Here is a 25,121-nt window from a genome sequence, read left to right on the forward strand (position 1 = left end):
CCCGCGGACTCCCCCCACACCCACCCCGACCGCACCCTCGCCCACTCCGGCACGGCCAGGAGCCGCCCGCCCCGCCGCCAGAAAGACCCCGGCGGCGGACTCCTCATGGGACGCCCCTTCGGCGTGCCCGTCTACGTCGCGCCCAGCTGGTTCCTCGTCGCGGCCCTCATCACCTGGGTGTTCGGCGGCCAGCTGGACCGCGTCCTGCCCGAGCTCGGCGCCGCCCGCTACCTCGTATCGCTCTTCTTCGCGGTCGCCTTCTACGCCTCCGTGCTCGTGCACGAACTCGCCCACACCGTCGCCGCCCTGCGCTTCAAGCTGCCCGTACGCCGCATCCAGCTCCAGTTCTTCGGCGGCGTCTCCGAGATCGAGAAGGAAGCCGAGACCCCGGGCCGGGAGTTCGTCCTGGCCTTCGTCGGCCCACTCCTCTCCCTCGTCCTCGCCGGCCTCTTCTACCTCGCCATGCAGCCCGTGGAACCCGGCACCGTCCCCGGCGTCCTGCTGGCCGGCCTGATGATCTCCAACCTCATCGTGGCCGCCTTCAACCTCCTGCCCGGCCTCCCCCTCGACGGCGGCCGCATGCTCCGCGCGGTCGTCTGGAAGATCACCGGCAAGCCCATGAGCGGCACCATCGCCGCCGCCTGGGTCGGCCGCGCCCTCGCCGTCTCCGTCCTCATCGGCCTCCCCCTGCTCACCCAGTCCGGAGCACTCGGCTCCAACGCCGAGGACAACGTCGGCATGGACACCGTGATGGACGCCCTGCTCGCCGCCATCCTCGCCGCGATCATCTGGACCGGCGCCGGCAACAGCCTCCGCATGGCCCGCCTGCGCGAACACCTCCCCGAACTACGCGCCCGCAACCTCACCCGCCGCGCCGTCCCGGTCGAGACGGACACCCCGCTCTCGGAGGCCCTGCGCCGCGCCAACGAAGCAGGCGCCCGCGCCCTGGTCGTCGTCGACGCCGACGGCGAACCCCTCTCCCTCGTCCGCGAGGCCGCCATCGTCGGCGTCCCCGAACACCGCCGCCCCTGGGTCGCCGTCAGCGGCCTCGCCCAAGACCTCACCGACGGCATGCGCGTCTCCGTGGAACTCGCCGGCGAGGACCTCCTGGACACCCTGCGCGCCACCCCCGCCACCGAGTACCTGGTGGTGGAGGAGACCGGAGAGATCTACGGCGTCCTCTCCGCCGCCGACGTCGAGCGCGCCTTCGTCAAGGCCATGGCCCGCCCCAACTGAAATCCAAGTGGTCGGCGCCCTCCACAAACCCCGGTAGTCTGTTCACATGTCCGAACCGACCGGTGCCGCCCGCAGGCGCGGGCCCTTCAAGGTCGGGGACCAGGTTCAGCTGACCGACCCCAAGGGCCGCCACTACACGTTCACGCTCGAGGCCGGGAAGAACTTCCACACCCACAAGGGTTCCTTCCCGCACGACGAACTGATCGGTGCTCCCGAGGGCAGCGTTGTCCGCACCACCGGGAACGTCGCCTACCTCGCGCTGCGCCCCCTGCTCCCCGACTACGTCCTGTCCATGCCCCGCGGCGCAGCCGTCGTCTACCCGAAGGACGCGGGGCAGATCCTCGCCTTCGCAGACATCTTCCCCGGCGCCCGCGTCGTCGAAGCCGGCGTCGGCTCCGGCTCGCTCAGCAGCTTCCTGCTGCGCGCCATCGGCGACCAGGGCATGCTGCACAGCTACGAGCGCCGCGAGGACTTCGCGGAGATCGCCCAGCAGAACGTGGAGCGCTACTTCGGCGGCCCGCACCCCGCCTGGCAGCTCACCGTCGGCGACCTCCAGGACAACCTGTCCGACACCGACGTCGACCGCGTCATCCTCGACATGCTCGCCCCCTGGGAATGCCTGGAAGCCGTCTCCAAGGCGCTGGTCCCCGGCGGCATCCTCTGCTGCTACGTCGCGACCACCACCCAGCTCGCCCGGACCGTCGAATCCATCCGCGAGATCGGCAGCTTCAACGAGCCGACCTCCTGGGAATCGATGATCCGCAACTGGCACGTCGAAGGCCTGGCCGTCCGCCCCGACCACCGGATGATCGGCCACACCGGGTTCCTCCTCACCGCCCGCCGCCTCGCGGACGGCGTCGAGCCGCCCATGCGCCGCCGCCGCCCCGCCAAGGGCGCCTACGGCGAGGACTACACCGGACCGAACGCCGACGGAGGCTCCGGCCGCTGAGACGGCCCCGTGCCGCGTACAACGCAACGGCGCCGTGACCGAGTTCCCGACAGTCTCCCGGAACTCGGCCACGGCGCCCTTTCATTGACACCGCACCAGAAAACGCAAGGCCGCGAGCCGACAAGCACCGCCCCCGCCGTTCCGCCGCGCTGTGACGTGTGGCACCATGCTGGCCACCCCCACCGGCACCAGCCCTCTCGGGAGTCACCCTCAGTGCAGCAATCCGCGGTCCCGGAACTCGCTCACACCCACACCCGCCCCATCCACTGGGTCGCCACCGCCACGGCAGTCGCCGGCGTCATAGCGTTCTCCTCGGTGCTCCAGCCCAATCCGGCCACGGCCGCCCAGGCCGCCGGCCCCCAGTCACACAGCGCCCCCACCACCATCACCGCCCCCGACCCCACCGCCGTCGACTTCCCGATCGAATGCGGCCCGGTCAAGGCACTGGTGGTGAAGAAGGCCTCCGGCGACCTCGACGGCGACGGCAGGCCCGAGACCGTGGCGGTCGTCCACTGCGACGCCCCCATGGGCACCCCACCCGACGGCGTCTACGTCCTCACCCAGGCCGCCGACGCCAAGACCCCGCGCGTCGTGGCGACCCTCGTGGACCCCAAGGACCGCATCACCGTCAAGACTCTCACGGTCTCCGACGCAACGGTCGCCGCCGACATGGTCGGCTACTCCTCCGACTCCGTACCCAGTTGCTGCCCCGACGTGAACACAAGCGCCAAGTGGCAGTGGAAGGACGGCGCGTTCGTCCGCTCCACACCCGCAGGCGCCCACAGCGTCTGATACGCGCGCAGGGCCCCGACGACTCAATCCGCCTCGGGCCCGTAGACCTCGACCAGGTCCGACACCCGGCGCACATGGATGCACTCGCCAGGACACTCCTTGGCCGAGTCCACCACGTCCGTCAGCAACGGCAGCGGCACCGGCGTCGTCGCGCCCTTGGCCTGCAACAGCTCGTCGCCCGCGCCCTTCACATAGGCCAGACCGTCGATGTCCAGCTCGAACACCTCGGGCGCGTACTGCGCACAGATGCCGTCGCCGGTACAGAGATCCTGATCGATCCAGACCTCGAGAGCCTCACCGTCGGCCACGGCTTCCTGCTGCACGCTCATGTCTCCTGCCCCATCGGATGCTGAACACCCACGACCCTACCCCCGGCCACCCGCGCCCGACCGGCCCTCGCAAGACGGCCCGGACAGTGACACGTCCCACCCGTCCGTACACGCTCCGTCAACGAACTCAAGACGTGAACGAGCCGCACCGGAGCCCCGGCGGAGCGGACCACAGGCGTCCGAGCCGCCGTTCCACGGCCTCCCGACCGGCGACGCTGTGGGCAACTCGGGCCCACCGTGGAAGATTTCGAGCACTCCGACCTTGGAACAGTCCGCTTCTGAAGCACGTTCACTGGGTATCCACACGGCGTAGAGGGATGGCGCAGGGTGACCGACGACACACCTTGACACTCATGGTGATCTAGGGGTTTCAATCGACACCCACCCAGGTAGGGTCTGGAAGCGTCCAGCTCCCCTTGGAGGAGGTGAGGACCGTGGCAGCCCACGACGACGACATGAACCGCGGCATCCGCCCGGGACGAGGGTCCGACGACCCGGCCGGGCAGATTGCCTACCTTGAGCAGGAGATCGCCGTCCTGCGACGCAAGCTCGCCGACTCTCCGCGGCACACGAGAATTCTCGAAGAGCGGATCGTCGAACTGCAGACCAATCTGGCCGGCGTGTCCGCCCAGAACGAGCGACTCGCCAACACACTCCGCGAGGCCCGCGACCAGATCGTGGCCCTCAAGGAGGAAGTCGACCGGCTCGCACAGCCCCCGGCCGGCTTCGGTGTCTTCCTGCAGGCCAACGAGGACGGCACCGCCGACATCTTCACCGGAGGACGCAAACTCCGGGTCAACGTCAGCCCCAGCGTCGAACTCGAAGAACTCCGGCGCGGCCAGGAACTGATGCTCAACGAAGCACTCAACGTGGTCGAGGCCATGGAGTTCGAGAGCGTCGGCGACATCGTCACCCTCAAGGAGATCCTCGAGGACGGCGAACGCGCACTGGTGCAAGGGCACACCGACGAGGAGAGGGTGGTACGGCTCGCCGAGCCACTGCTGGACGTAGTCATCCGTCCCGGCGACGCCCTGCTCCTCGAACCCCGTTCCGGATATGTCTACGAAGTCGTACCCAAGAGCGAGGTCGAGGAACTCGTCCTCGAAGAGGTCCCGGACATCGGCTACGAGCAGATCGGCGGTCTGGGCGGCCAGATCGAGGCCATCCGCGACGCGGTCGAGCTCCCGTACCTCTACCCCGACCTGTTCAAGGAGCACGAACTGCGGCCGCCCAAGGGCGTCCTGCTCTACGGACCCCCCGGATGCGGCAAGACGCTCATCGCCAAGGCCGTCGCCAACTCGCTCGCCAAGAAGGTCGCCGAAGTGACCGGGCAGGCCACGGGCAAGAGCTTCTTCCTCAACATCAAGGGCCCCGAACTCCTCAACAAGTACGTCGGCGAGACCGAGCGACAGATCCGCCTCGTCTTCCAGCGTGCACGTGAGAAGGCCTCCGAGGGCACACCCGTCATCGTCTTCTTCGACGAGATGGAATCCCTCTTCCGCACCCGCGGCTCCGGTGTCAGCTCGGACGTGGAGAACACCATCGTCCCGCAGCTGCTCGCCGAGATCGACGGCGTGGAAGGCCTGCAGAACGTGGTCGTGATCGGCGCCTCCAACCGCGAGGACATGATCGACCCCGCCATCCTGCGCCCCGGCCGCCTGGACGTGAAGATCAAGATCGAGCGTCCCGACGCCGAGGCCGCCAAGGACATCTTCGGCAAGTACCTGACCGAGCGCCTCCCGCTGCACTCCGACGACGTCGGCGAGCACGGCGGCAGCAGGTCCACCACGGTCCAGAGCATGATCCAGACCGCCGTGGAACACATGTACGCGGAGTCCGAGGAAAACCGCTTCCTGGAAGTCACCTACGCCAACGGCGACAAGGAAGTCCTCTACTTCAAGGACTTCAACTCCGGCGCCATGATCGAGAACATCGTGGGCCGCGCCAAGAAGATGGCGATCAAGGACTTCCTCGACCACAACGCCAAGGGCCTTCGCGTCTCCCACCTCCTCCAGGCCTGCGTGGACGAGTTCAAGGAGAACGAGGACCTGCCCAACACCACCAACCCGGACGACTGGGCCCGGATCTCCGGAAAGAAGGGCGAACGGATCGTCTACATCCGTACCCTCATCACCGGAAAGCAGGGCGCCGACACCGGACGCTCCATCGACACGGTGGCCAACACCGGTCAGTACCTGTAAAAGCGGGGCGGCTGCGGGTGCCCTCACCGGGTACCCGCAGCCGACTGTTTTTCAGGCAACTAACCGGAACAAGAGGCGTGCAAGGCAATGACGCAAATGATCTCCCCACCAGCGCAAAGCCGTTCTAGGCTCTTCGGTACCGCCGAGTCGCGCAGTGCGGGGACGGGCACCGCACACGCACCGGAGCGCCAGCGGTACTTGAGCGCCGCCCCCGACCGAGGGCGCCGCCGGGCAAGGAGGGCCGCATGACTGTACGGCGAGTAATGGGCATCGAGACGGAGTACGGGATCTCCGTCCCCGGCCACCCCAACGCCAATGCCATGCTCACCTCGTCCCAGATCGTCAACGCCTACGCGGCGGCGATGCACCGGGCCCGACGGGCCCGCTGGGACTTCGAGGAGGAGAACCCGCTGCGGGACGCGCGGGGCTTCGACCTCGCCCGCGAATCCGCCGACTCCAGCCAGCTCACCGACGAGGACATCGGCCTCGCCAACGTCATCCTCACCAACGGCGCACGCCTGTACGTCGACCACGCACACCCCGAGTACAGCGCCCCCGAGGTCACCAACCCACGCGACGCCGTCCTCTGGGACAAAGCCGGCGAGCGCATCATGGCGGAAGCCGCCGAGCGCGCGGCACAGCTCCCCGGCGCCCAGCCGATCCACCTCTACAAGAACAACACCGACAACAAGGGCGCCTCCTACGGCACGCACGAGAACTACCTGATGAAGCGGGAAACCCCCTTCTCGGACATCGTGCGCCACCTCACCCCCTTCTTCGTCTCCCGCCAGGTCTTCGCCGGAGCCGGCCGCGTCGGCATCGGCCAGGACGGCCACGAACACGGCTTCCAGATCAGCCAGCGCGCCGACTACTTCGAGGTCGAGGTCGGCCTCGAGACCACCCTCAAGCGCCCCATCATCAACACCCGCGACGAGCCGCACGCGGACGCCGAGAAGTACCGCCGCCTCCACGTGATCATCGGCGACGCGAACCTCTCGGAGATCTCCACCTACCTCAAGCTCGGCACCACGGCCCTGGTGCTGTCCATGATCGAGGACGGTTTCATCGCCGTCGACCTGGCGGTGGACCAGCCCGTACGCACCCTCCACCAGGTCTCCCACGACCCGACGCTCCAACGCCTGGTCACCCTCCGCAGCGGCCGCACACTCACCGCGGTCCAGCTGCAGATGGAGTACTTCGAGCTCTCCCGCAAGTACGTGGAGGAGCGCTTCGGCGCGGACGCCGATGAGCAGACCAAGGACGTCCTGGCCCGCTGGGAGGACACTCTCAACCGGCTCGAGAACGACCCCATGAGCCTCGCCGGCGAGCTGGACTGGGTCGCCAAACGCGAACTCATGGAGGGCTACCGGCGCCGCGACGACCTCGACTGGGACGCCGCGAAACTCCACCTCCTCGACCTCCAGTACGCCGACGTACGGGCCGAGAAGGGCCTCTACAACCGTCTCGCCGCCCGCGGCAGGATCAAGCGCCTCCTGGACGAGTCCGACGTCGAGCGGGCCCGTACGAAGCCGCCGGAGGACACCCGCGCGTACTTCCGGGGCCGTTGCCTCGAGCAGTACGCCGACGACGTCGCCGCGGCCTCCTGGGACTCGGTGATCTTCGATCTGCCGGGCCGGGACTCTCTGCAGCGCGTTCCAACCCTGGAACCGCTTCGCGGAACGCGTAATCACGTCAAGGAGCTCCTGGACCGCTGTCGCACCGCGGAAGACCTGGTCAGGGTCCTCTCCGGCAACTGAGCGGGTACCCGGAACGAGACCGCCGGACAGGGTGGAAATCCCATCGTCCGGGAATCATCGAGGTGGCCCCCGTACGTTGAGGAAACTGCGGGGCCGATGTCAGACCAGGCTTGTAGGGTCTGATCATCACCGATCGGCGGATAGCCGACCTGGCGACCATGTCGGGCGAAACGAGCGGGGTGAGGGTTATGTCAACCAAGGACACCGGCGGCGGCCAGCAGAAGGCCACGCGTTCCACCGAGGAAGTCGAGGAGGCGGCACCGGAGGCGGCAGCCACCGAGGACCTCAAGGAGCGCCAGGAGAAGCTGAGCGACGACGTCGACTCGGTTCTGGACGAAATCGATGATGTGCTCGAGGAGAACGCAGAGGATTTCGTGCGCTCCTTCGTGCAAAAAGGCGGGCAGTAGGCCGCGTTTCCCTTCGAATCGAAGGCTTGTCGCTAGCGGGGGCTTCGAGTGGCAGAAGAGCAAGGCGTGAAGTGCTGTCCGCGGTGCAAGGAGGACAAGCCGCGGACAGCCTTCGCAAGCAACAAGGCAATGCGTGATGGCCTGCAGGTCTACTGCCGGGACTGCGCGTCGGCGTACCACCAGGCGCGGCAAGTCGCCAAGGGGCGCAACGTTCGGCCGCGGGTGGATGTACCAGTCGGCCACAAGCACTGCCGCACGTGCGGCGAGATCAAACCGCACAGTGAGTGGACACGTAATCGCAGTGCTTCGGACGGTTTCGCGACGCTCTGCAAGTCATGCAAGGCGATCAAGGGCCGTGCGGGCCACCTGAAGCGCCATTACGGCCTCACCGAAGCCGAGCGTGACGAGATGGTCGCATCTCAGATGGGGCTCTGCGTCATCTGCCTAAAGGCTCCAGCCGTACATGTGGATCATTGCCACAAGACGGGTAGGGTCCGTGGCGTACTGTGCTTCAACTGCAATTCGGCCATCGGCAAGTTGGGGGATGACCCCGACGCCGTCCGCCGGGCCGCCGCTTACTTGGAAGGAATCGCGTGGAAGCCAACACTCGTAGCACCGGGCGTCTACCGGCTGCCTTCCTGACGCCTGGGTCCGCCTCTTTCATGGACTTCCTGTCCGACCACCAGCCGGAGATGCTGCCGGGCAACCGCCAACTGCCGCCGACCCAGGGCGTGATCGAGGCGCCGCACGGCACCACGATCGTCGGCGTGACCTTCCCGGGCGGGGTCGTGCTTGCCGGTGACCGGCGGGCCACGATGGGCAATGTCATCGCGCAGCGGGACATCGAGAAGGTGTTCCCGGCGGACGAGTACTCGGCCGTCGGCATCGCCGGTACCGCTGGTCTGGCCGTGGAGATGGTGAAGCTGTTCCAGCTGGAGCTGGAGCACTTCGAGAAGGTCGAGGGGGCGCAGCTCTCGCTGGAGGGCAAGGCGAACCGGCTGTCGACCATGATCCGTTCCAACCTCGGTATGGCCATGCAGGGCCTGGCCGTGGTGCCGCTCTTCGCCGGGTTCGACGTGGACCGTGGCAAGGGCCGAATCTTCTCCTACGACGTCACCGGTGGCCGCTCCGAGGAACACAACTTCGCCGCCACCGGCTCGGGCTCGATCTTTGCCCGGGGTGCGATGAAGAAGTTCTTCCATGACGGTCTGTCCGAGGCCGAGGCCACCATGTTGGTGGTGCAGGCCTTGTATGACGCGGCTGACGACGACTCGGCGACCGGTGGTCCCGATGTCGCGCGCCGGATCTATCCGATCGTCACCGTGATCACCGAGGACGGCTTCCGCCGGCTGACGGACGAGGAGTCCTCCGAGATCGCCCGCTCGATCCTGGAGCGGCGTCTGGAGCAGCCTGACGGTCCGCGGGCCGCGCTGCTGTAGCGGCGGATCCGGTGCTTGCAAGGTGATCGCAGTGACTTCGACAGAAAGGGACGGATAACCGGTGTCGACGCCGTTCTATGTCTCCCCCCAGCAGGCGATGGCCGACCGGGCGGAGTACGCCCGCAAGGGCATCGCCCGCGGTCGCAGCCTGGTCGTGCTGCAGTATGCCGACGGCATTGTCTTCGTCGGTGAGAATCCGTCCCGTGCGCTGCACAAGTTCAGCGAGATCTATGACCGGATCGGCTTCGCGGCGGCCGGCAAGTACAACGAGTACGAGAATCTGCGGATCGGTGGTGTGCGCTACGCGGATCTGCGTGGGTACACCTATGACCGTGATGACGTGACCGCCCGTGGTCTGGCCAATGTCTATGCCCAGACGCTGGGCACGATCTTCTCCAGTGCGGCCGAGAAGCCGTACGAGGTGGAGCTGGTCGTCGCCGAGGTGGGTGAGACGCCCGAGGGCGACCAGATCTATCGGCTGCCGCATGACGGTTCGATCGTGGACGAGCACGGTTCGGTCGCGGTGGGTGGCAATGCCGAGCAGATCAGTGGCTATCTCGATCAGCGTCATCAGGACGGCATGAGCCTCGCCGAGGCCCTCAAGCTGGCTGTCCAGGCCTTGTCCCGGGACACCAACGGCACGGAGCGGGAGATTCCCGCCGAGCGTCTGGAGGTGGCGGTGCTGGACCGTACGCGTCCGCAGCAGCGGAAGTTCAAGCGCATCGTGGGTCGTCAGCTCGACCGGCTTCTTGAGGCGGGCGGCGCGGCCACCGAGGCGGAGAGCTCCGAGGAGGAGTAGTCCCGCGTCTCACCTCGTCCTTGTGTGTGCCCCGGCCGTTGACTCGGCCGGGGCACAGCGCGTTCAGGGGGCGGTGGGGGGTGCGGTGGAGCCTCGTACGACCAGTTCGACGGGGATGTCGCCTGCGTCGGGTGTGTGGCCCTCCAGGACGGCCAGCAGGGCGCGCATGCCGTGCTCGCCGAACAGTTCGGCGTCGAGTCGTACGGTGGTCAGTTCGGGGTCGAGGGCGGCGGCGAGGGCGATGTCGTCGACGCCGGTGACGGAGACGTCGTCGGGGATGCGCAGGCCTTGTCGGCGTAGGGCTTTGTAGGCGCCGGCGGCCAGTTTGTCGTCGTCGCAGATCACGGCGGTGGGGTGGGGGCCGGGTGTGTGGAGGGCTGTCTCCGTGGCTGTCAGGGCGCCTTCGATGGACATGGGGGTGTGTGCTGTGTGCAGTGAGGTGCCAGGCACTGTTGCGAGGCGTGCGGCGAGTTCGCGTGCGCGTACCTCGAAGGTCCAGGAGGGGATGTCGGCGGCCAGGTGCAGGAAGCGTCGGTGTCCGAGGTTCAGGAGGTGGTCGGCGACCTGGCGGGTGCCGTCGGCGATGTCGAGGTTCACGGTGGCCGCGCCCAGGCTGCCGTGGGGGTCGCTGTCGAGCATCACGAGGGGGAGTTGGTCGCCGCGGATGGCGGTGAGGGCGTCGGCGGCCATGGAGGAGGCGAGGACGCCGTCGAGGGCGGCCTGGGCGGAGGCGAAGGGGTTTTTGGCGGGGCCGACGCCTTCGGGGGAGGGGTACAGGAGGACGCCGAAGCCGTGTGCGGCGGCGATGCGTGCGGCGCCGGTGTAGACGCCTGCGAAGAATTCCGTGGTGAGGGCGGGGACGACGAGCAGGACGGTGCGGGTGCGGCCGAGGCGGAGGTTGCGGGCGGCGAGGTTGGGTCGGTAGCCGAGTTCGTGGGCGGCTCGGCGTACCCGTTCCGCTGTGGCTTCGGAGACTCGGCCTCGCCATTTGTCGCCGAGGACCAGGGAGACGGCGGCCTGGGAGACGCCGACGGCTTGGGCGACGTCGCGGCTGGTGGGGCGTGCGCTGCCTCGTGCCACCGGCTGGCTGCTCCTTCGTCTGGACTCGTCGTCAGCGCACATGGTACGTATGACGGAGGACGTTATACGTAAAACCTCATGCGTCACCGGCGCACGTCACGGCACGGGAAGGGCGGGACATGGCCGCGGGATACCTGGAGATCCTCAGGGCGAGGCACGCCACGCGGTTGCTGGTCGGCACTCTCGTGGGCAGGCTGCCGAACGCCACCGCCGCCATCGCGATCGTGCTGTTCGTGCGTGCGGAGGGCGGCTCGTACAGCCTCGCCGGGGCGTTCGCGGCGGTCTACGGTGTCGCCAACGCCGTCGGGCAGCCCGTGCTGGGCCGGCTGGTGGACCTGCACGGCCAGCCCCGTGTCCAGCTGCCCGCGGCGATCGCCTCCGCCCTCGCGATGGCTGCCTTCGCGTTCATCGGCCCTGACAGGCTCGCGGCCGCCTGTGTCGCCGTGGCCGTCGCCGGGCTTTTCACGCCGCCGCTGGAGGGCGGACTGCGGGCGTTGTGGCCGAGTGTTCTGCGCAAGGAGGGGCAGGTGCACACGGCGTACGCGATGGACGCCGTGGCGCAGGAAGTCATGTTCACCCTCGGGCCGTTGCTGGTGACGGTGTGCACGTCGTTGTGGTCGGCCCGGGCCGCCTTGCTGGTCCTGAACGTCATCGGGGTGCTGGGCGCGCTGTCCGTGGTCGTCTCGCGGCCGTCGCGCGCGTGGCGATCTGCGCCGCGCGAGGCGCACTGGCTCGGCGCGCTGCGCTCGCCCGGACTGCTGGCGCTGCTGGGCGCGTTCCTGTTCGTCGGCATCGCGCTCGGGTCCATCACGGTCGCTTCGGTGCCGTACGCCGACGACCACGGCGGCGACGTGGTGTACGGCTGGCTGATGGCGGCGATCGGTCTGGGCGCCCTCGTCGGCGGCACCGTGTACGGCGCGCGGCAGTGGACCGGCGAGCCGGCGCGTCGACTACAGGTGCTGGTGGCCCTGCTGGCGGTGTGTTACCTGCCGTTGCTGCTGATGCCCGGCGCGGTCGCCATGGTGCTGCTGACCGTGGTCGCCGGGGTGTTCCTCGCGCCCGCCATCGCCTGTGCCTTCGTGCTGGTCGACCATCACGCGCCGCGGGGCACGGTCACCGAGGCTTTCTCCTGGCTTGTGACGACGTTCACCGTGGGTGCCTCGGTCGGAACGGGCGTCGCGGGGCCGGTCGTAGAGGCCGGAGGGGCGTTGTGGGGGTTCGCCGTGCCGGGTGTCGCGGGGGGTGTCTCCCTGCTTGTTCTGCTGGCCACCGGACGGGTCCTCGCAGCTCCTGGTGGGCGGGGGGTGGTTGCGGCTTCATCGGAAAATGATCCAAACCGTGCCGTCGAACCCCGTTTCAGCACAGGGGATCGGGCGTAATGTTCAGTCATGGACCGCCGCATTTTCGGGCTGGAGAACGAGTACGGCGTCACGTGTACGTTCAGGGGACAGCGACGCCTGTCTCCCGACGAGGTGGCGCGGTACCTCTTCCGCCGTGTCGTGTCATGGGGCCGCAGCAGCAATGTCTTTCTGCGAAACGGCGCCCGCCTCTATCTCGATGTCGGGTCACATCCGGAATACGCGACTCCCGAATGTGACAACGTGACGGAACTGGTCACGCACGACAAAGCAGGCGAGCGCATTCTCGAAGGACTCCTGGTGGACGCCGAACGACGCCTGCACGAGGAAGGAATCGCGGGCGACGTCTACCTCTTCAAGAACAACACGGACTCGGCCGGAAACTCCTACGGGTGCCACGAGAACTATCTCGTCGCCCGCCACGGGGAGTTCTCCCGGCTCGCGGACATCCTCATTCCCTTCCTTGTCACCCGCCAGCTGCTCTGTGGCGCAGGCAAGGTTCTGCAGACCCCGCGTGGTGCCGTGTACTGCGTCAGCCAGCGGGCCGAGCACATCTGGGAGGGCGTCTCCTCGGCGACGACGCGTTCCCGGCCGATCATCAACACGCGCGACGAACCGCACGCCGACGCCGAGCGTTACCGCCGCCTGCATGTCATCGTGGGCGACTCGAACATGTCCGAGACGACCATGCTCCTCAAGGTCGGCGCGACCGACCTCGTGCTGCGCATGATCGAGGCGGGCACCGTGATGCGCGACCTGACGCTGGAGAACCCGATCCGGGCCATCCGCGAGGTCAGCCATGACATCACCGGCCGGCGCAAGGTGCGTCTGGCCAGTGGCCGGGAGGCCTCCGCGCTGGAGGTGCAGCGCGAGTACTACGAGAAGGCCGTGGACTTCGTGGAGCGCCGCGGCATCCGTACCGGAACGGTCGAGCAGGTCCTGGAGCTGTGGGGCCGGGTGCTGGACTCGATCGAGGCCGAGGACCTCGACCGGATCGGCACCGAGATCGACTGGGTCATGAAGTACAAGCTCATCGAGCGGTACCGGGCCAAGCACAACATGACCATGTCCCACCCGCGGGTCGCGCAGATAGACCTCGCGTATCACGACATTCACCGTCGTCGTGGTCTCTACTACCTTCTGGAGAGGAAGGGTCAAGCAGCCCGTATCTGCAACGACTTGAAGATCTTCGAGGGCAAGTCGGTGCCCCCGCAGACCACTCGGGCCCGTCTTCGCGGTGACTTCATCCGCCGGGCTCAGGAACAGCGCCGGGACTTCACGGTCGACTGGGTGCATCTCAAGCTCAACGACCAGGCCCAGCGCACGGTGTTGTGCAAGGACCCGTTCCGTTCGGTCGACGACCGGGTCGAGAAGCTGATCGCCGGTATGTGAGCAATGCGTTCCGGATCGCCTTCCGGAACGCCACACGGGCGCCGTACGTTATCCGTACGGCGCCCTTCTCACGCCGTAGAGTTGCGCGCACGCCATCCACAAGATCGACCGATTACGAGGCTCTTACCGTGCGCCGACGCTCACTACTGATTGCCGTACCCGCAGGAATGGCCACGCTCGCCGCGTGCAACGAGGACGACGGGGCGAGTTCGGCGGAGAGCGGCGACAGCGCGTCGCCGTCCGCCTCGGCCACGTCCGGCGCGCCGGCGCCGAAGATCGTGGACGGGCCGCTGCCGGCGATCACCGCGGGCGCGAAGTTCGGTGAGAAGCCCACCGTCGCCAAGGGCAGCGGTGACCCGTCCGGCCAGCTCGCGGTGAAGACGCTCATCGCGGGCAACGGCCGGACGGCCGCGGAGGGCGACTTCCTCGTGGCGAACTACCTCGGCCAGATCTGGGACACGGCCAAGGTCTTCGACAACTCCTTCGACCGGGGCGCCGCGCTCGCCATCCAGCTCGCGCAGGCCGGTGTCATCGACGGCTGGCGGTACGCCCTGGTCGGCAGGAAGGTCGGCAGCCGCGTCGAGTTCTCCGTCCCGCCCACCTGGGGCTATGGCAAGGCGGGCTACGCGGAGGGTGGCATCAAGGGCACCGACACGCTGGTGTTCGTGGTGGACATGAAGGGTGTGTACCCGGTCACGAGCTCCGCCAAGGGCACGGACGTGGCGCAGGACGACGTCGATCTGCCCAAGGTGGGTACGAACACGGACGGCAAGGCGCCCTCCGTCGAGATCCCCAAGAAGGATGCGCCGAACAAGCTCGTGTCGGCCTATGTCATCGAGGGTGACGGCGAGGAGGCCGCGGCCGACAGCAGTCTGCTCGTGCAGTACAAGGGGGTGCTGTGGGACTCCGGCAAGGAGTTCGACTCGACGTATGCCAGGAAGACCCTGACGTCGTTCTCGCTGGACGGCGTCGTCAAGGGCTGGAAGCAGGGTCTGACCGGCAAGAAGGTCGGCAGTCGCGTTCTCATCGTCATCCCGCCGGCCCTGGGCTACGGCGACAACCCGCCGAGCGGCAGCGGCATCGAGAAGGACTCGACGCTGGTCTTCACGGTCGACATCCTGGCGAAGCTCTGACCCCCTCGGGGTGTAAGACTGTGTGGGTTGCCTTTCCGCAGACAAGCAGGAGCTAGAGACGTGAGCATCGAGAAGCCCGAGATCGACTTCCCTGAGGGCGAAGCCCCGGCGGACCTCGAGATCAAGGACATCTGGGAGGGTGACGGCGAGGTCGCGCAGGCCGGTCAGAACGTGACCGTGCACTACGTGGGCGTTGCCTTCAGCACCGGCGAGGAGTTCGACGCCAGCTGGAACCGTGGTACGCCGTTCAAGTTCCCCCTCGGTGGCGGCCGCGTCATCAAGGGCTGGGACCTCGGCGTGCAGGGCATGAAGGTCGGCGGCCGTCGTCAGCTGACGATCCCCGCGCACCTCGCTTACGGCAACCAGAGCCCGACCCCGGCCATCAAGCCGGGTGAGACGCTGATCTTCGTCGTCGACCTGGTCGGCGTCTGATCGTCGTACGATCACTGTCGATCATCTGGGGTCCATGCCTGTCCGGGCATGGGCCCTCGGCTTTTGCCACGCCACTGCGGGGCGGTACGGTCATCGTCAGTAAGCACCATAGGGAGGCGAAGGGCGTCGATGGCCATTGCCAAGGCCGAGCGGCTGATGAACCTGGCGCTGTGTCTGCTGGGGACGCGCAGGCCGCTGAGCAAGCGTGAGCTGCGTCAGTCCATCGAGGCCTACCTGGAAGCGAATTCGGACGACAGCTTCAACCGGATGTTCGAGCGCGACAAGGACGATCTGCGCGAACTCGGGCTCGTCATCGAGACCGTGGAGAACCTCGACGGCGACGTCGGTTACCTCGCCCGCCGCGACAGCAACCGGCTGCCTCCCGTCACCCTCGACGCCGAGGAGGCCGCCGCCCTCGGTCTCGCCGCCAAGGTGTGGCAGCAGGCGCGGCTCGCGGGCGCGGCCAGTGGCGCCCTGCAGAAGCTGCGTGCGGCCGGGCTGCCCGAGGACTTCGACCCGTACGAGGCGCACGGCGCCCTCGAGCCGCGGATCCCCGTGCACGAGGCCGCGTTCGAGCCGCTGATGCTGGCCTGCCGCGACCGCCGTCCGGTCGTCTTCGAGTACCGCAAGGCCACCGCCGCGCACCCCGAGACCCGGCATGTCGAGCCGTGGGCGCTGGAGTGCTGGCGCGGCCACTGGTATCTGGCCGGCTGGGACCGCGACCGGGGCGCCGAGCGGGTCTTCAGGCTGTCCCGGATCACCGGCAAGGTGCGTTCGCGCGGCGCCCGTTTCACCGCCGAGGTGCCGGACGTGGTGACCGTCCGCGAGACCGTCGCGAGCTGGGCGGGGGAGAGTGCCGACCGCAGTGCGCTGATCCGGCTGCGCGCGGGCGCCGGTTACCCGCTGCGGGCGAAGGCCGCCGCGGTGCGGGAACTGGGCGACGGGTGGGACGAGTTGGAGATTCCGTACGGCCATGGGCTGGACGCCTGGCTGGTGGAGTTCGGCCCGGACGTGGTCGTCCTGGAACCGGCCGAACTGCGGGCCGATGTGGTGGACCGGCTGCGTGCCGTGGCCAAGGGCTGAGGGGGAGCGAGCAACACAGTGGCAGGCAAACCGGTCAGGCCCGTCAACGCCATCGACCAGACCCGGCGGATGCTCTCCCTGGTGACCTATCTGAAGGAGCGGCCCGGCGCCCGTGTCGAGGACGTCGCCCGTGCCTTCGGGATCACCGAGGACGAGCTCGTCTCCGACCTCGACGTGCTGCCCATGTGCGGCACCAGCTTCCGCGGCGGCGACCTCCTCGACATCGACACCGACGGCGAGCGCATCTGGTGGCACAACCCCGATGACGTCGCCGAGCCGCTGCGGCTCGCCGCCGACGAGGCCACCGCGCTGCTCGTCGCCGCCCGGGCCGTCTCGACCCTGCCCGGTCTGCGCGAGGGCGACCGGCAGGCGCTGCTGCGGGCCACGGCGAAGGTGGAGACCGCGGCGGGGGAGCAGGCGGGCGCCAGCTCCCGGCTGTCGGTGACCTTCGAGTCCGAGGGCGGGGTCTTCGCCGATGTCGACCGCGCGATCTCCGAGCGGCGCCGGCTGTGGATCCGCTACTACTCACCCGCCCGCGACGAGGTCACCGAGCGCGAGATCGACCCGATCCGCCTGGTCAGCGTCGGTCACACCTACGTCGAGGCCTGGTGCCGCCGCTCCGAGGCACGCCGCACCTTCCGGCTCGACCGGGTCGCCGAGATCAAGATCCTCGACGAGCCGTCCGCGCCGCCCGAGATAGAGCTGCGGGACCTCTCGGAGGCGCTGGTGCAGCCGGCTGCCGAGGACCCGGAGGTCGTCGTCGAGGTGAGCCCGGGCGGGCGCTGGGTCGCCGAGTACTACCCGCACGACAGTGCGGATGAGCTCGCCGACGGCGGGCTGCGTATTACCCTGCGCACCCCCGACCCGACGTCCCTGCGGCGCCTGGCGCTGCGGCTCGGCCGCGACGGCCGTATCGTCTCGCCGCCCGAGCTCGCCGACAGCGCCCGGCAGGCGGCCCGCGAGGCGCTGGCGGCGTACGACGGGGTCGAGACGCAGGGTTCACACCGAACTCACACGAACGACGACGGGCAGTACGACAGGCAGGAGCAGGAGCTTTGAGCGAGTCGGCGGCGTCTGGTGTGCAGGGGATCTCGGTGGCGTCCGCGTTCTCGGGAATGCGGAGCGTCTCACCGATGGTGTTCCGGGCGGGCTGCCCGGACTGCCGCGGCCGGTTCGAGCTCGCCGCCGGGGCCCTGCGGCTGGTCGTCGGCGCCACCAGCAAGACCACCTTCTACTCCTTCACCTGCCCCGACTGCGCCGCCTCCGTCCGCAAGCCCGCGGGGGAGCGGATCGTCGAGCTGCTGACCGGGGGTGGGGTCAGCACCTTGCGGCTCCACTCCACCCTCTAGGCTCGGCACCATGTTCTGGCCGATGTTCGCGATCGCTGTGGGTTTCCTGGGACTCGTCGTGCTCGGAGTGCTCGCCGTGCGGGTGTTCCTGGAGGCGCAGCGGCTGGGCCGGCAGGTCGCGGACTCGGCGCAGCGCATCGGCCGGGCCGCGGAGGATCTGGAGCGGGCCGCGGTGAGTACCGCCCGCTCTGTGGACACGCTGTGAGTCCTGCTGTGCACGGGATGTGAGTCCTGCGCCGGAAGCGTTTTGGGTCACTTCGCCCTGTCACCCCGGGGGGCCGGGCAGGTACGCTGCTGGTCGCGGACCGGAGAACGAGGCCCGGGTCGCGGTCCGGGAGTACGCACGGGGATTGCCTCACGTTCACCCCTGAGCGTTACGATCGCTGACAACACGATCGTTCGGACACCTGTCCGACCGGTCGGACAGCACCCCACCCCAGCCGCCTCGGTGAGAAGGTAAAGACTTATGTTCGGAAGGCTCGGCGCCCCCGAGATCATTCTCATCCTCGTCGTCGTCATCCTGCTGTTCGGCGCGAAGAAGCTTCCCGACATGGCGCGCTCGCTCGGCAAGTCCGCCCGCATCCTCAAGAGCGAGGCGAAGGCGATGAAGTCCGAGGGCCAGGACAACGCGACCGCCGCGTCCGCCCCGCCCCAGGACGACCAGCAGCCCCAGTCGCAGCGCACCATCCAGGCCGCCCCCGGCGATGTGACCAGCTCCCGCCCGGTCACCGAGCCGACGGACACGACCAAGCGCTGACGCAGGGCCGGTGACCTCCGGCCCGCTGCACGAGATGGGAACGTGGGTTGCTGAAGTCTGCCCGCAATGAGGAGAAGGATCCCGAGGGGCGGATGCCCCTTGCGGATCACCTTCGTGAGCTCCGCAACCGGCTCGCGAAGGCACTGCTGGCCATCGTCCTCGTGACGATCGTCGCCGCCTTCTTCTACAACGACATCATCAACTTCCTGACGAAGCCGATCCTGGACTCGATCGGCTGCGAGCAGAGCTTCGCGGAACTCGCCAGGTCGGCCTCCTCCGACCAGCAGACCGCTGAGAAGTGCGCCCGGATCACCATCAACGGTCTGCTCGCGCCCTTCAACCTGGCTCTCCAGGTCTCGTTGATGGCCGGTATCGTGGTCGCCTCGCCGATCTGGCTGTACCAGCTCTGGGCGTTCGTCGCCCCGGGTCTGCACCGGCACGAGAAGAAGTACGCCTACGCCTTCGTCTTCACCGGTGCCCCGCTGTTCTTTCTCGGCGCCTACTTCGCGTACTCGGTGCTCCCCACCACCGCGAAGGTGCTGATCGACTTCACGCCGAGTGGCAGCATCGACAACCAGCTTCCGCTGGACGATCTGCTCCAGCTCGTCACGCGCATGGTGATCGTCTTCGGCCTCTCCTTCGAGCTGCCCCTGCTGCTGATCTTCCTGAACCTCACCGGGATGATCACCGGCAAGCGCATGCTCGGCTGGTGGCGCGGGATGATCATGGGTATCACCGTGTTCGCCGCCGTCGCGACACCGAGCACCGACCCGCTGAGCATGCTGGCGCTGGCCGGCCCCATCTGGGTGCTGTACTTCGGCGCGACGCTGTTCTCCCTGGTCAACGACAAGCGTCGGCGCCGCCGCGACGCCGAGGGCCCCGACGACGACGAGGCCTCCGACCTGGACCTCACCCCCGAGGACATCGGCGAGATCGAGACGGTCTCCGCCAGCCGGGCACTGCCCGAGCAGGCGTCGGGACCGGACCGGGTCAACGGTTATGACGACGTGACCTGAAGATCGGGTAGCCGCTCGTAGGGTCAGTGACGTGACCAGCGAGATCACCCTCTTCGTCAACCCCACCGCGGGTCGCGGCCGGGGCGCCCACGCGGCGCAGCCGGCCGCTTCCGCTTTGCGGGCGGCCGGTTTCTCCGTGCGGACGGTCCTCGGGGAGAACGCCGAGGACGCCCTCACACGCGCGCGCGGCGCCGTCGCGGACGGCACCGGCGCCCTGGTCGCCGTCGGGGGCGACGGCATGGCCAACCTGGCCCTGCAGGCCGTCGCCGGCACCCGCACCCCGCTCGGCCTGGTCGCCGTCGGCACCGGCAACGACCTCGCCCGCGCCCTGGGCCTGGCCGTGCGGGACCCGGCCGCCGCGGGCCGACGGATCGCCGAGGCGCTCAAGGGCGGCTACCTGCGTGACATCGACCTGGGGCGGGCCGGCGGCCGCTGGTTCGGCACCGTCCTCGCCTCCGGCTTCGACCTTCGCGGCAACGACCGCGGCAACGACCGCGGCAACCGCATGCGATGGCCGATGGGCCGCTTCAGGTACGACCTGGCGACGGTCGCCGAGCTGGCCGCCTTCAAGCCCGTCCCGTACCGGATCAGGCTGGACGACGGCGAGGTCCAGGAGATCGAGGCGACCCTCGTCGCGGTCGGCAACGGATCGTCGTACGGCGGGGCATGCGGATCCGTCCCGGCGCCGACCTCACCGATGGGCTGTTCGACATCACCGTGGTCGGGGACTGCGGCCGGGCCACGCTGCTCAAGGTGTTCCCGAGCGTGTACCGCGGCACGCATGTCGACCATGCCAAGGACACCGTGCACCGGGCCGCGAAGGTCGAGATCAGCGCCGTGGCGGGGGTCCGGGGGCATCCCCCGGGTGAACACAGCACCGGGTACGCCGACGGGGAGCCGCTCGGGCCGCTGCCGCCGACCGCGCGTTGCATTCCGGGAGCGGTACGCGTCGCGGGGCCCTGAAGTGCACGGACCCGGGGTTTGACAAGACGGGATCCGGATAATGATCGTCCTGTTGTCAGTGGGGCCCGGTACGCTCGAAAGCACGATGACAGAGGACCTCTCACCGGCCGAGCGGTACGCGGCCGCGCGCGTGCGCGCTGCCGAGCAGGCCACCGCGCTCGCCGACTTCCGCGAGATGTACGACTTCGGCCTCGACCCCTTCCAGATCGAGGCCTGTCAGGCGCTCGAGTCGGGGAAGGGCGTGCTGGTGGCCGCGCCCACCGGCTCGGGCAAGACGATCGTGGGCGAGTTCGCCGTCCACCTCGCCCTGCAACAAGGCAAGAAGTGCTTCTACACGACACCCATCAAGGCGCTGTCGAACCAGAAGTACGCCGACCTGTCGCGTCGTTACGGCGCCGACAAGGTCGGCCTGCTCACCGGCGACAACAGCGTCAACTCCGATGCCCCGGTGGTCGTGATGACCACCGAGGTGCTGCGCAACATGCTGTACGCGGGCTCGCAGACCCTGCTCGGTCTCGGGTACGTGGTCATGGACGAGGTGCACTACCTCTCCGACCGCTTCCGCGGTGCCGTCTGGGAGGAGGTGATCATCCATCTCCCGGAGTCGGTCACCCTGGTCTCCCTCTCGGCGACCGTGTCCAACGCCGAGGAGTTCGGCGACTGGCTCGACACCGTCCGGGGCGACACCGAGGTGATCGTCTCCGAGCACCGGCCCGTGCCGCTGTTCCAGCACGTGCTCGCCGGGCGGCGGATGTACGACCTGTTCGAGGAGGGCGAGGGCCAGAAGAAGGCCGTCAACCCCGACCTCACGCGGCTGGCCCGCATGGAGGCGCAGCGCCCGTCCTACCAGGACCGCAGACGTGGCCGTGCGATGCGCGAGGCCGACCGGGAGCGCGAGCGCAGACAGCGGTCGCGGGTGTGGACCCCGGGGCGCCCCGAGGTCATCGAGCGGCTCGACTCCGAAGGGCTGCTGCCGGCGATCACCTTCATCTTCAGCCGGGCCGCCTGTGAGGCCGCCGTACAGCAGTGTCTGTACGCCGGGCTGCGGCTCAACGACGACGAGGCGCGGGGCCGGGTGCGCGCTCTCGTCGAGGAGCGCACCGCCGCCATTCCGACCGAGGATCTGCACGTCCTGGGCTACTACGAGTGGCTGGAGGGCCTGGAGCGCGGTATCGCGGCCCATCACGCGGGCATGCTGCCGACCTTCAAGGAGGTCGTCGAGGAACTGTTCGTGCGGGGCCTGGTGAAGGCCGTGTTCGCGACCGAGACGCTCGCGCTGGGCATCAACATGCCCGCGCGGTCGGTGGTGTTGGAGAAGCTCGTCAAGTGGAACGGCGAGCAGCACGCGGACATCACGCCGGGCGAGTACACGCAGTTGACCGGGCGTGCCGGGCGGCGCGGTATCGACGTCGAGGGTCATGCCGTCGTGCTGTGGCAGCGCGGAAGCAGCCCTGAGCATCTGGCAGGCCTCGCGGGCACGCGTACGTATCCGCTGCGGTCCAGCTTCAAGCCGTCGTACAACATGGCGGTCAACCTCGTCGAGCAGTTCGGGCGGCACCGGTCGCGTGAGCTGCTTGAGACGTCCTTCGCGCAGTTCCAGGCCGACAAGTCGGTCGTGGGGATCTCGCGGCAGGTGCAGCGCAACGAGGAGGGGCTCGAGGGCTACAAGGAGTCCATGACCTGCCACCTCGGCGACTTCGAGGAGTACGCGCGACTGCGGCGCGAGCTGAAGGACCGCGAGACCGAGCTGGCCCGGCAGGGCGCCAGCGAGCGGCGGGCCGAGGCGGCCGTCGCGCTGGAGAAGCTCAAGCCCGGTGACGTCATCCATGTGCCGACGGGCAAGTACGCCGGGCTGGCACTGGTGCTGGATCCGGGGCTGCCCGCCGGGCGGTCCAACGGGCATCGCGGGTTCGAGCACCACGACGGGCCGCGCCCGCTGGTGCTGACCGCCGAGCGGCAGGTCAAGCGGCTCGCCTCGATGGACTTCCCGGTGCCCGTCGAGCCGTTGGAGCGGATGCGGATCCCGAAGTCCTTCAACCCGCGCTCGCCGCAGTCGCGTCGGGACCTCGCCTCCGCACTGCGTACCAAGGCGGGGCACATTCCGCCGGAGCGGGCTCGCAAGAAGCGGGCGCAGGCCGCCGACGACCGTGAGATCGCGCGCTTGCGGACGGCCATTCGGGCCCATGCGTGCCATGGGTGCGACGAGCGTGAGGACCATGCGCGGTGGGCCGAGCGGTACCACCGGCTGCTGCGGGACACCTCGCAGCTGGAGCGGCGTATCGAGGGCCGTACCAACACCATCGCGCGGACCTTCGACCGGATCGTGGCGCTGCTGACCGAGCTGGACTATCTGCGGGGCGACGAGGTCACCGAGCACGGGAAGCGGCTGGCGCGGCTTTACGGTGAGCTCGATCTGCTGGCCAGTGAGTGTCTGCGGGCCGGGGTGTGGGAGGGGCTTTCCCCCGCTGAACTCGCCGCGTGCGTCTCCGCGTTGGTGTACGAGGCGCGGGTCGGTGACGATGCGATGGCGCCCAAGCTGCCGTCCGGCAAGGCGAAGGCCGCGCTCGGGGAGATGGTGCGGATCTGGGGGCGGCTCGACGCGCTGGAGGAGGACTTCCGGATCAGTCAGACCGAGGGTGTGGGGCAGCGGGAGCCGGATCTCGGGTTTGCCTGGGCCGCCTATATGTGGGCTTCCGGGAAGGGGCTCGATGAGGTGCTGCGTGAGGTGGAGATGCCGGCGGGGGACTTTGTGCGGTGGTGCAAGCAGGTGATCGATGTGTTGGGGCAGATCTCGGCTGCGGCGCCTGTTTCTGGTGGGCAGGGGTCTACGGTCGCGAAGAACGCGCGTAAGGCTGTCGATGAGCTGCTGCGGGGGGTTGTCGCCTACTCGTCGGTGGGGTGACGGGTGCGTTGGCGGGTGCGGGGTGACTGTGGCTGGTCGCGCCCACGCGGCGGAGCCGCAAATCGATACAGCCCCGCGCCCCTGAAGGGGCGCTGCCTACTCGGCGTTCACATATGAGCGCCAACTGCCGTATGACGTGATGTCCTCGGCGTCCTTCAGCGCGCTTGGTTCGCACAGGAAGCCGGGGACCGCGGATCCATCTGCCAGCACCACGCTGCCCAGGGTCATCGGGCGGGGGAGTGCGGACAGCAGGCGGCCCAGGCCCTCTGCCGGTAGGCGCCACAGTTCTGCCTCGATCGCGGCCCCGCCCTCGCCGACGTACACCAGGCCCGGCTTGGGCGGGGTCGTCGGCAGGGCGTACAGGCGGTATGCGGCGGCCGTGGTGGTCGTACGGTCCAGGCGGGCTCCCAGGGCCAGGAGTTGGGGGTTCAGTGGCTGGCCCGAGAGGTGGGCGCCCACCACGGCCAGCCGGGTCTCCGGCTGGAGCAGCGCGGCGATCCGTGTCAGCCGTTCGTCCGTGAACGCCGGGCCGATCAGCATCACGCCGAAGGGAAGGCCGCTCACCTCGCCCGCGGGGACGGCCACTGCCGCCAGGTCGAAGAGGTTGGTGGAGTTGGTGAAGCGGCCGAGGCGGGCGTTGGCGCCCAGCGGGTCGGCGGCGACCTCGGCGAGGGTGGGGTGGCCCGGTGTGGTGGGCAGCAACAGGGCGTCCGCGTCGGTGAGTTCGGCCTCGGCCCGGGCCCTCAGGGTCGCGAGCCGGTCCTGGTCGGTGTAGAGCTGGTGGGCCGGGATGTCGCGGGCGCGGGTGATGATGCCGGCGACGGTGGGGTCCAGGCCGGTGCCACCCTCTGACGCCAACTTGTCGACAAAGCTCCCCACCGCGGTGTAGCGCTCGGCGACGAAGGCGCCCTCGTAGAGCATCGCGGCGGCTTCGGTGAAGGGGGAGAGGTCGATGGGGTGGATCGACGCGCCGGCCGTGAGGAGCTGCTCCACCGCCGCCTCGTACGCCTGCGCCCAGCCCTCGTCCAGCTCGCCGAGCTGGTCGCGCGACGGGACCGCGACGCGCCACGGTCCCGGCTTTCGCTGGGGGAGCGGGGGCAGGTCGCGGTCCGGCGGGGAGGTCATGAACGACAGCGCCTGTTCGGCTTCCGGGAGGGTGCGGGCGAAGACCGTCACGCAGTCGAGGGAGGCGCAGGCCGGGACGACGCCGGCCGTCGGGACCAGGCCCCGGGTGGGCTTGAGGCCGACGATGCCGTTGAAGGCGGCCGGCACCCGGCCCGAGCCCGCGGTATCGGTGCCGAGAGCGAGGTCGACGATGCCGAGGGCCACCGCGACGGCCGAGCCGGAGCTGGAACCGCCGCTGATGCGTGCCGGGTCGTGGGCGCCCCGTACCGCGCCGTGGGGGGAGCGGGTGCCGACCAGCCCGGTCGCGAACTGGTCCAGGTTCGTGGTGCCCAGGACGATCGCACCCGCCGCCCTCAGCCGGGCCACCACCGGTGCGTCGGCCTCCGGGTGGTAGGCGTACGCCGGACAGCCCGCGGTCGTGGGCAGCCCCGCGACGTCGATGTTGCCCTTGGCGGCGAGGAGCCGACCGGCCAGCGGGAGGTGCTCGCCGGCGGCCACGCGCTCGGCCAGGGCATGTGCCTCCGCCTCGACCTCGTCCTGCGGGCGCAGGTCGATCCAGATCTCGGGGCGGTCCACCGCCTCGATGCGTGCGTAGGCGGCTCGGACTCTCGACAGCATGTGT

General features: G+C 69.0%; 23 protein-coding genes and 1 pseudogene. 21 read left to right on the forward strand and 3 right to left on the reverse strand.

Going from position 1 to position 25,121, the window contains the following annotated elements; all coding sequences use genetic code 11:
• The 3 genes from TN53_RS29765 to TN53_RS29775 all read left to right on the forward strand — a co-directional run.
• Positions 1–1,236, forward strand: a 1,236-nt coding sequence (locus tag TN53_RS29765; RefSeq protein WP_052745334.1) for a site-2 protease family protein, incomplete at its 5' end; no start/stop codon positions are given.
• A gap of 46 nt (positions 1,237–1,282) precedes the next feature.
• The gene (locus tag TN53_RS29770) at positions 1,283–2,185 is read left to right on the forward strand and encodes a tRNA (adenine-N1)-methyltransferase (RefSeq protein WP_046261810.1); all 903 of its coding nucleotides are present in this window, start codon (positions 1,283–1,285) and stop codon (positions 2,183–2,185) included.
• Positions 2,186–2,398: 213 nt separating this feature from the next.
• The gene (locus TN53_RS29775; protein WP_046261811.1) at positions 2,399–2,977 is read left to right on the forward strand and encodes a hypothetical protein; all 579 of its coding nucleotides are present in this window, start codon (positions 2,399–2,401) and stop codon (positions 2,975–2,977) included.
• 23 nt (positions 2,978–3,000) lie between these two features.
• On the opposite strand, the gene TN53_RS29780 is transcribed toward TN53_RS29775, so the two are convergent.
• Positions 3,001–3,306: a ferredoxin gene (locus TN53_RS29780; protein WP_046261812.1), complete on the reverse strand. Its 306-nt coding sequence runs from the start codon at positions 3,304–3,306 to the stop codon at positions 3,001–3,003.
• A 434-nt stretch (positions 3,307–3,740) separates the two neighbouring features.
• Between TN53_RS29780 and arc the strand changes: the two genes are divergently transcribed.
• The 6 genes from arc to prcA all read left to right on the forward strand — a co-directional run bounded on the left by arc (position 3,741) and on the right by prcA (position 9,909).
• Entirely contained in the window at positions 3,741–5,507 is a 1,767-nt protein-coding gene (arc, locus tag TN53_RS29785; protein WP_046261813.1) for a proteasome ATPase, read from the forward strand.
• A 245-nt stretch (positions 5,508–5,752) separates the two neighbouring features.
• Entirely contained in the window at positions 5,753–7,264 is a 1,512-nt protein-coding gene (gene dop / locus TN53_RS29790) for a depupylase/deamidase Dop (RefSeq protein ID WP_420719139.1), read from the forward strand.
• Positions 7,265–7,452: 188 nt separating this feature from the next.
• A complete protein-coding gene (locus TN53_RS29795; RefSeq protein ID WP_046261815.1) occupies positions 7,453–7,671 on the forward strand; it encodes a ubiquitin-like protein Pup in 219 nt (72 codons plus the stop codon).
• A gap of 48 nt (positions 7,672–7,719) precedes the next feature.
• Positions 7,720–8,313: an endonuclease VII domain-containing protein gene (locus tag TN53_RS45715; RefSeq protein ID WP_046261860.1), complete on the forward strand. Its 594-nt coding sequence runs from the start codon at positions 7,720–7,722 to the stop codon at positions 8,311–8,313.
• Positions 8,265–9,110 carry a proteasome subunit beta gene (prcB, locus tag TN53_RS29805; protein ID WP_046261816.1) on the forward strand — a complete coding sequence of 282 codons (846 nt, stop codon included), beginning with the start codon at positions 8,265–8,267 and terminating at the stop codon, positions 9,108–9,110. Before TN53_RS45715 ends, prcB begins: the two co-directional genes overlap by 49 nt.
• Before the next feature lie 61 nt (positions 9,111–9,171).
• Entirely contained in the window at positions 9,172–9,909 is a 738-nt protein-coding gene (gene prcA, locus TN53_RS29810) for a proteasome subunit alpha (protein ID WP_046261817.1), read from the forward strand.
• Positions 9,910–9,972: 63 nt separating this feature from the next.
• Here prcA and TN53_RS29815 read toward each other — a convergent pair whose 3' ends face one another.
• Positions 9,973–10,989 carry a LacI family DNA-binding transcriptional regulator gene (locus TN53_RS29815; RefSeq protein WP_046261818.1) on the reverse strand — a complete coding sequence of 339 codons (1,017 nt, stop codon included), beginning with the start codon at positions 10,987–10,989 and terminating at the stop codon, positions 9,973–9,975.
• Positions 10,990–11,108: 119 nt separating this feature from the next.
• On the opposite strand from TN53_RS29815, the gene TN53_RS29820 reads away from it, so the two are divergent.
• From TN53_RS29820 to TN53_RS29875, 12 genes and pseudogenes are all read left to right on the forward strand, one after another.
• Positions 11,109–12,368, forward strand: coding sequence for an MFS transporter (locus TN53_RS29820; RefSeq protein ID WP_046261819.1), 1,260 nt, complete (start codon positions 11,109–11,111; stop codon positions 12,366–12,368).
• Positions 12,369–12,377: 9 nt separating this feature from the next.
• Positions 12,378–13,739 (forward strand): Pup--protein ligase, encoded by a 1,362-nt coding sequence (gene pafA / locus TN53_RS29825; RefSeq protein WP_046261820.1) that lies wholly within the window; start codon positions 12,378–12,380, stop codon positions 13,737–13,739.
• 128 nt (positions 13,740–13,867) lie between these two features.
• Entirely contained in the window at positions 13,868–14,872 is a 1,005-nt protein-coding gene (locus tag TN53_RS29830) for an FKBP-type peptidyl-prolyl cis-trans isomerase (RefSeq protein ID WP_046261821.1), read from the forward strand.
• 60 nt (positions 14,873–14,932) lie between these two features.
• Positions 14,933–15,304, forward strand: coding sequence for an FKBP-type peptidyl-prolyl cis-trans isomerase (locus tag TN53_RS29835; protein ID WP_046261822.1), 372 nt, complete (start codon positions 14,933–14,935; stop codon positions 15,302–15,304).
• Positions 15,305–15,433: 129 nt separating this feature from the next.
• Positions 15,434–16,387, forward strand: coding sequence for a helix-turn-helix transcriptional regulator (locus tag TN53_RS29840; RefSeq protein WP_046261823.1), 954 nt, complete (start codon positions 15,434–15,436; stop codon positions 16,385–16,387).
• A gap of 18 nt (positions 16,388–16,405) precedes the next feature.
• Positions 16,406–17,446, forward strand: a complete 1,041-nt coding sequence (locus TN53_RS29845; protein WP_046261824.1) for a helix-turn-helix transcriptional regulator — start codon at positions 16,406–16,408, stop codon at positions 17,444–17,446.
• The gene (locus TN53_RS29850) at positions 17,443–17,736 is read left to right on the forward strand and encodes a hypothetical protein (RefSeq protein ID WP_046261825.1); all 294 of its coding nucleotides are present in this window, start codon (positions 17,443–17,445) and stop codon (positions 17,734–17,736) included. Before TN53_RS29845 ends, TN53_RS29850 begins: the two co-directional genes overlap by 4 nt.
• A 10-nt stretch (positions 17,737–17,746) precedes the next feature.
• Positions 17,747–17,941: a hypothetical protein gene (locus TN53_RS29855; RefSeq protein ID WP_046261826.1), complete on the forward strand. Its 195-nt coding sequence runs from the start codon at positions 17,747–17,749 to the stop codon at positions 17,939–17,941.
• Between the two features lie 261 nt (positions 17,942–18,202).
• Positions 18,203–18,493: a Sec-independent protein translocase subunit TatA gene (tatA, locus tag TN53_RS29860; protein ID WP_046261827.1), complete on the forward strand. Its 291-nt coding sequence runs from the start codon at positions 18,203–18,205 to the stop codon at positions 18,491–18,493.
• A 47-nt stretch (positions 18,494–18,540) separates the two neighbouring features.
• Positions 18,541–19,509 (forward strand): twin-arginine translocase subunit TatC, encoded by a 969-nt coding sequence (tatC, locus tag TN53_RS29865; protein ID WP_095046806.1) that lies wholly within the window; start codon positions 18,541–18,543, stop codon positions 19,507–19,509.
• 31 nt (positions 19,510–19,540) lie between these two features.
• Positions 19,541–20,472: pseudogene (locus TN53_RS29870) on the forward strand (diacylglycerol kinase family protein).
• Positions 20,473–20,512: 40 nt separating this feature from the next.
• The gene (locus tag TN53_RS29875) at positions 20,513–23,374 is read left to right on the forward strand and encodes a DEAD/DEAH box helicase (RefSeq protein ID WP_046261829.1); all 2,862 of its coding nucleotides are present in this window, start codon (positions 20,513–20,515) and stop codon (positions 23,372–23,374) included.
• Between the two features lie 96 nt (positions 23,375–23,470).
• Here TN53_RS29875 and atzF read toward each other — a convergent pair whose 3' ends face one another.
• Positions 23,471–25,117 carry an allophanate hydrolase gene (atzF, locus tag TN53_RS29880; RefSeq protein ID WP_046261830.1) on the reverse strand — a complete coding sequence of 549 codons (1,647 nt, stop codon included), beginning with the start codon at positions 25,115–25,117 and terminating at the stop codon, positions 23,471–23,473.
• Between the last annotated feature and the right edge of the window lie 4 nt (positions 25,118–25,121).

The sequence above is a fragment of the Streptomyces sp. WM6386 genome (assembly GCF_000972385.1).
Lineage (GTDB): Bacteria > Actinomycetota > Actinomycetes > Streptomycetales > Streptomycetaceae > Streptomyces.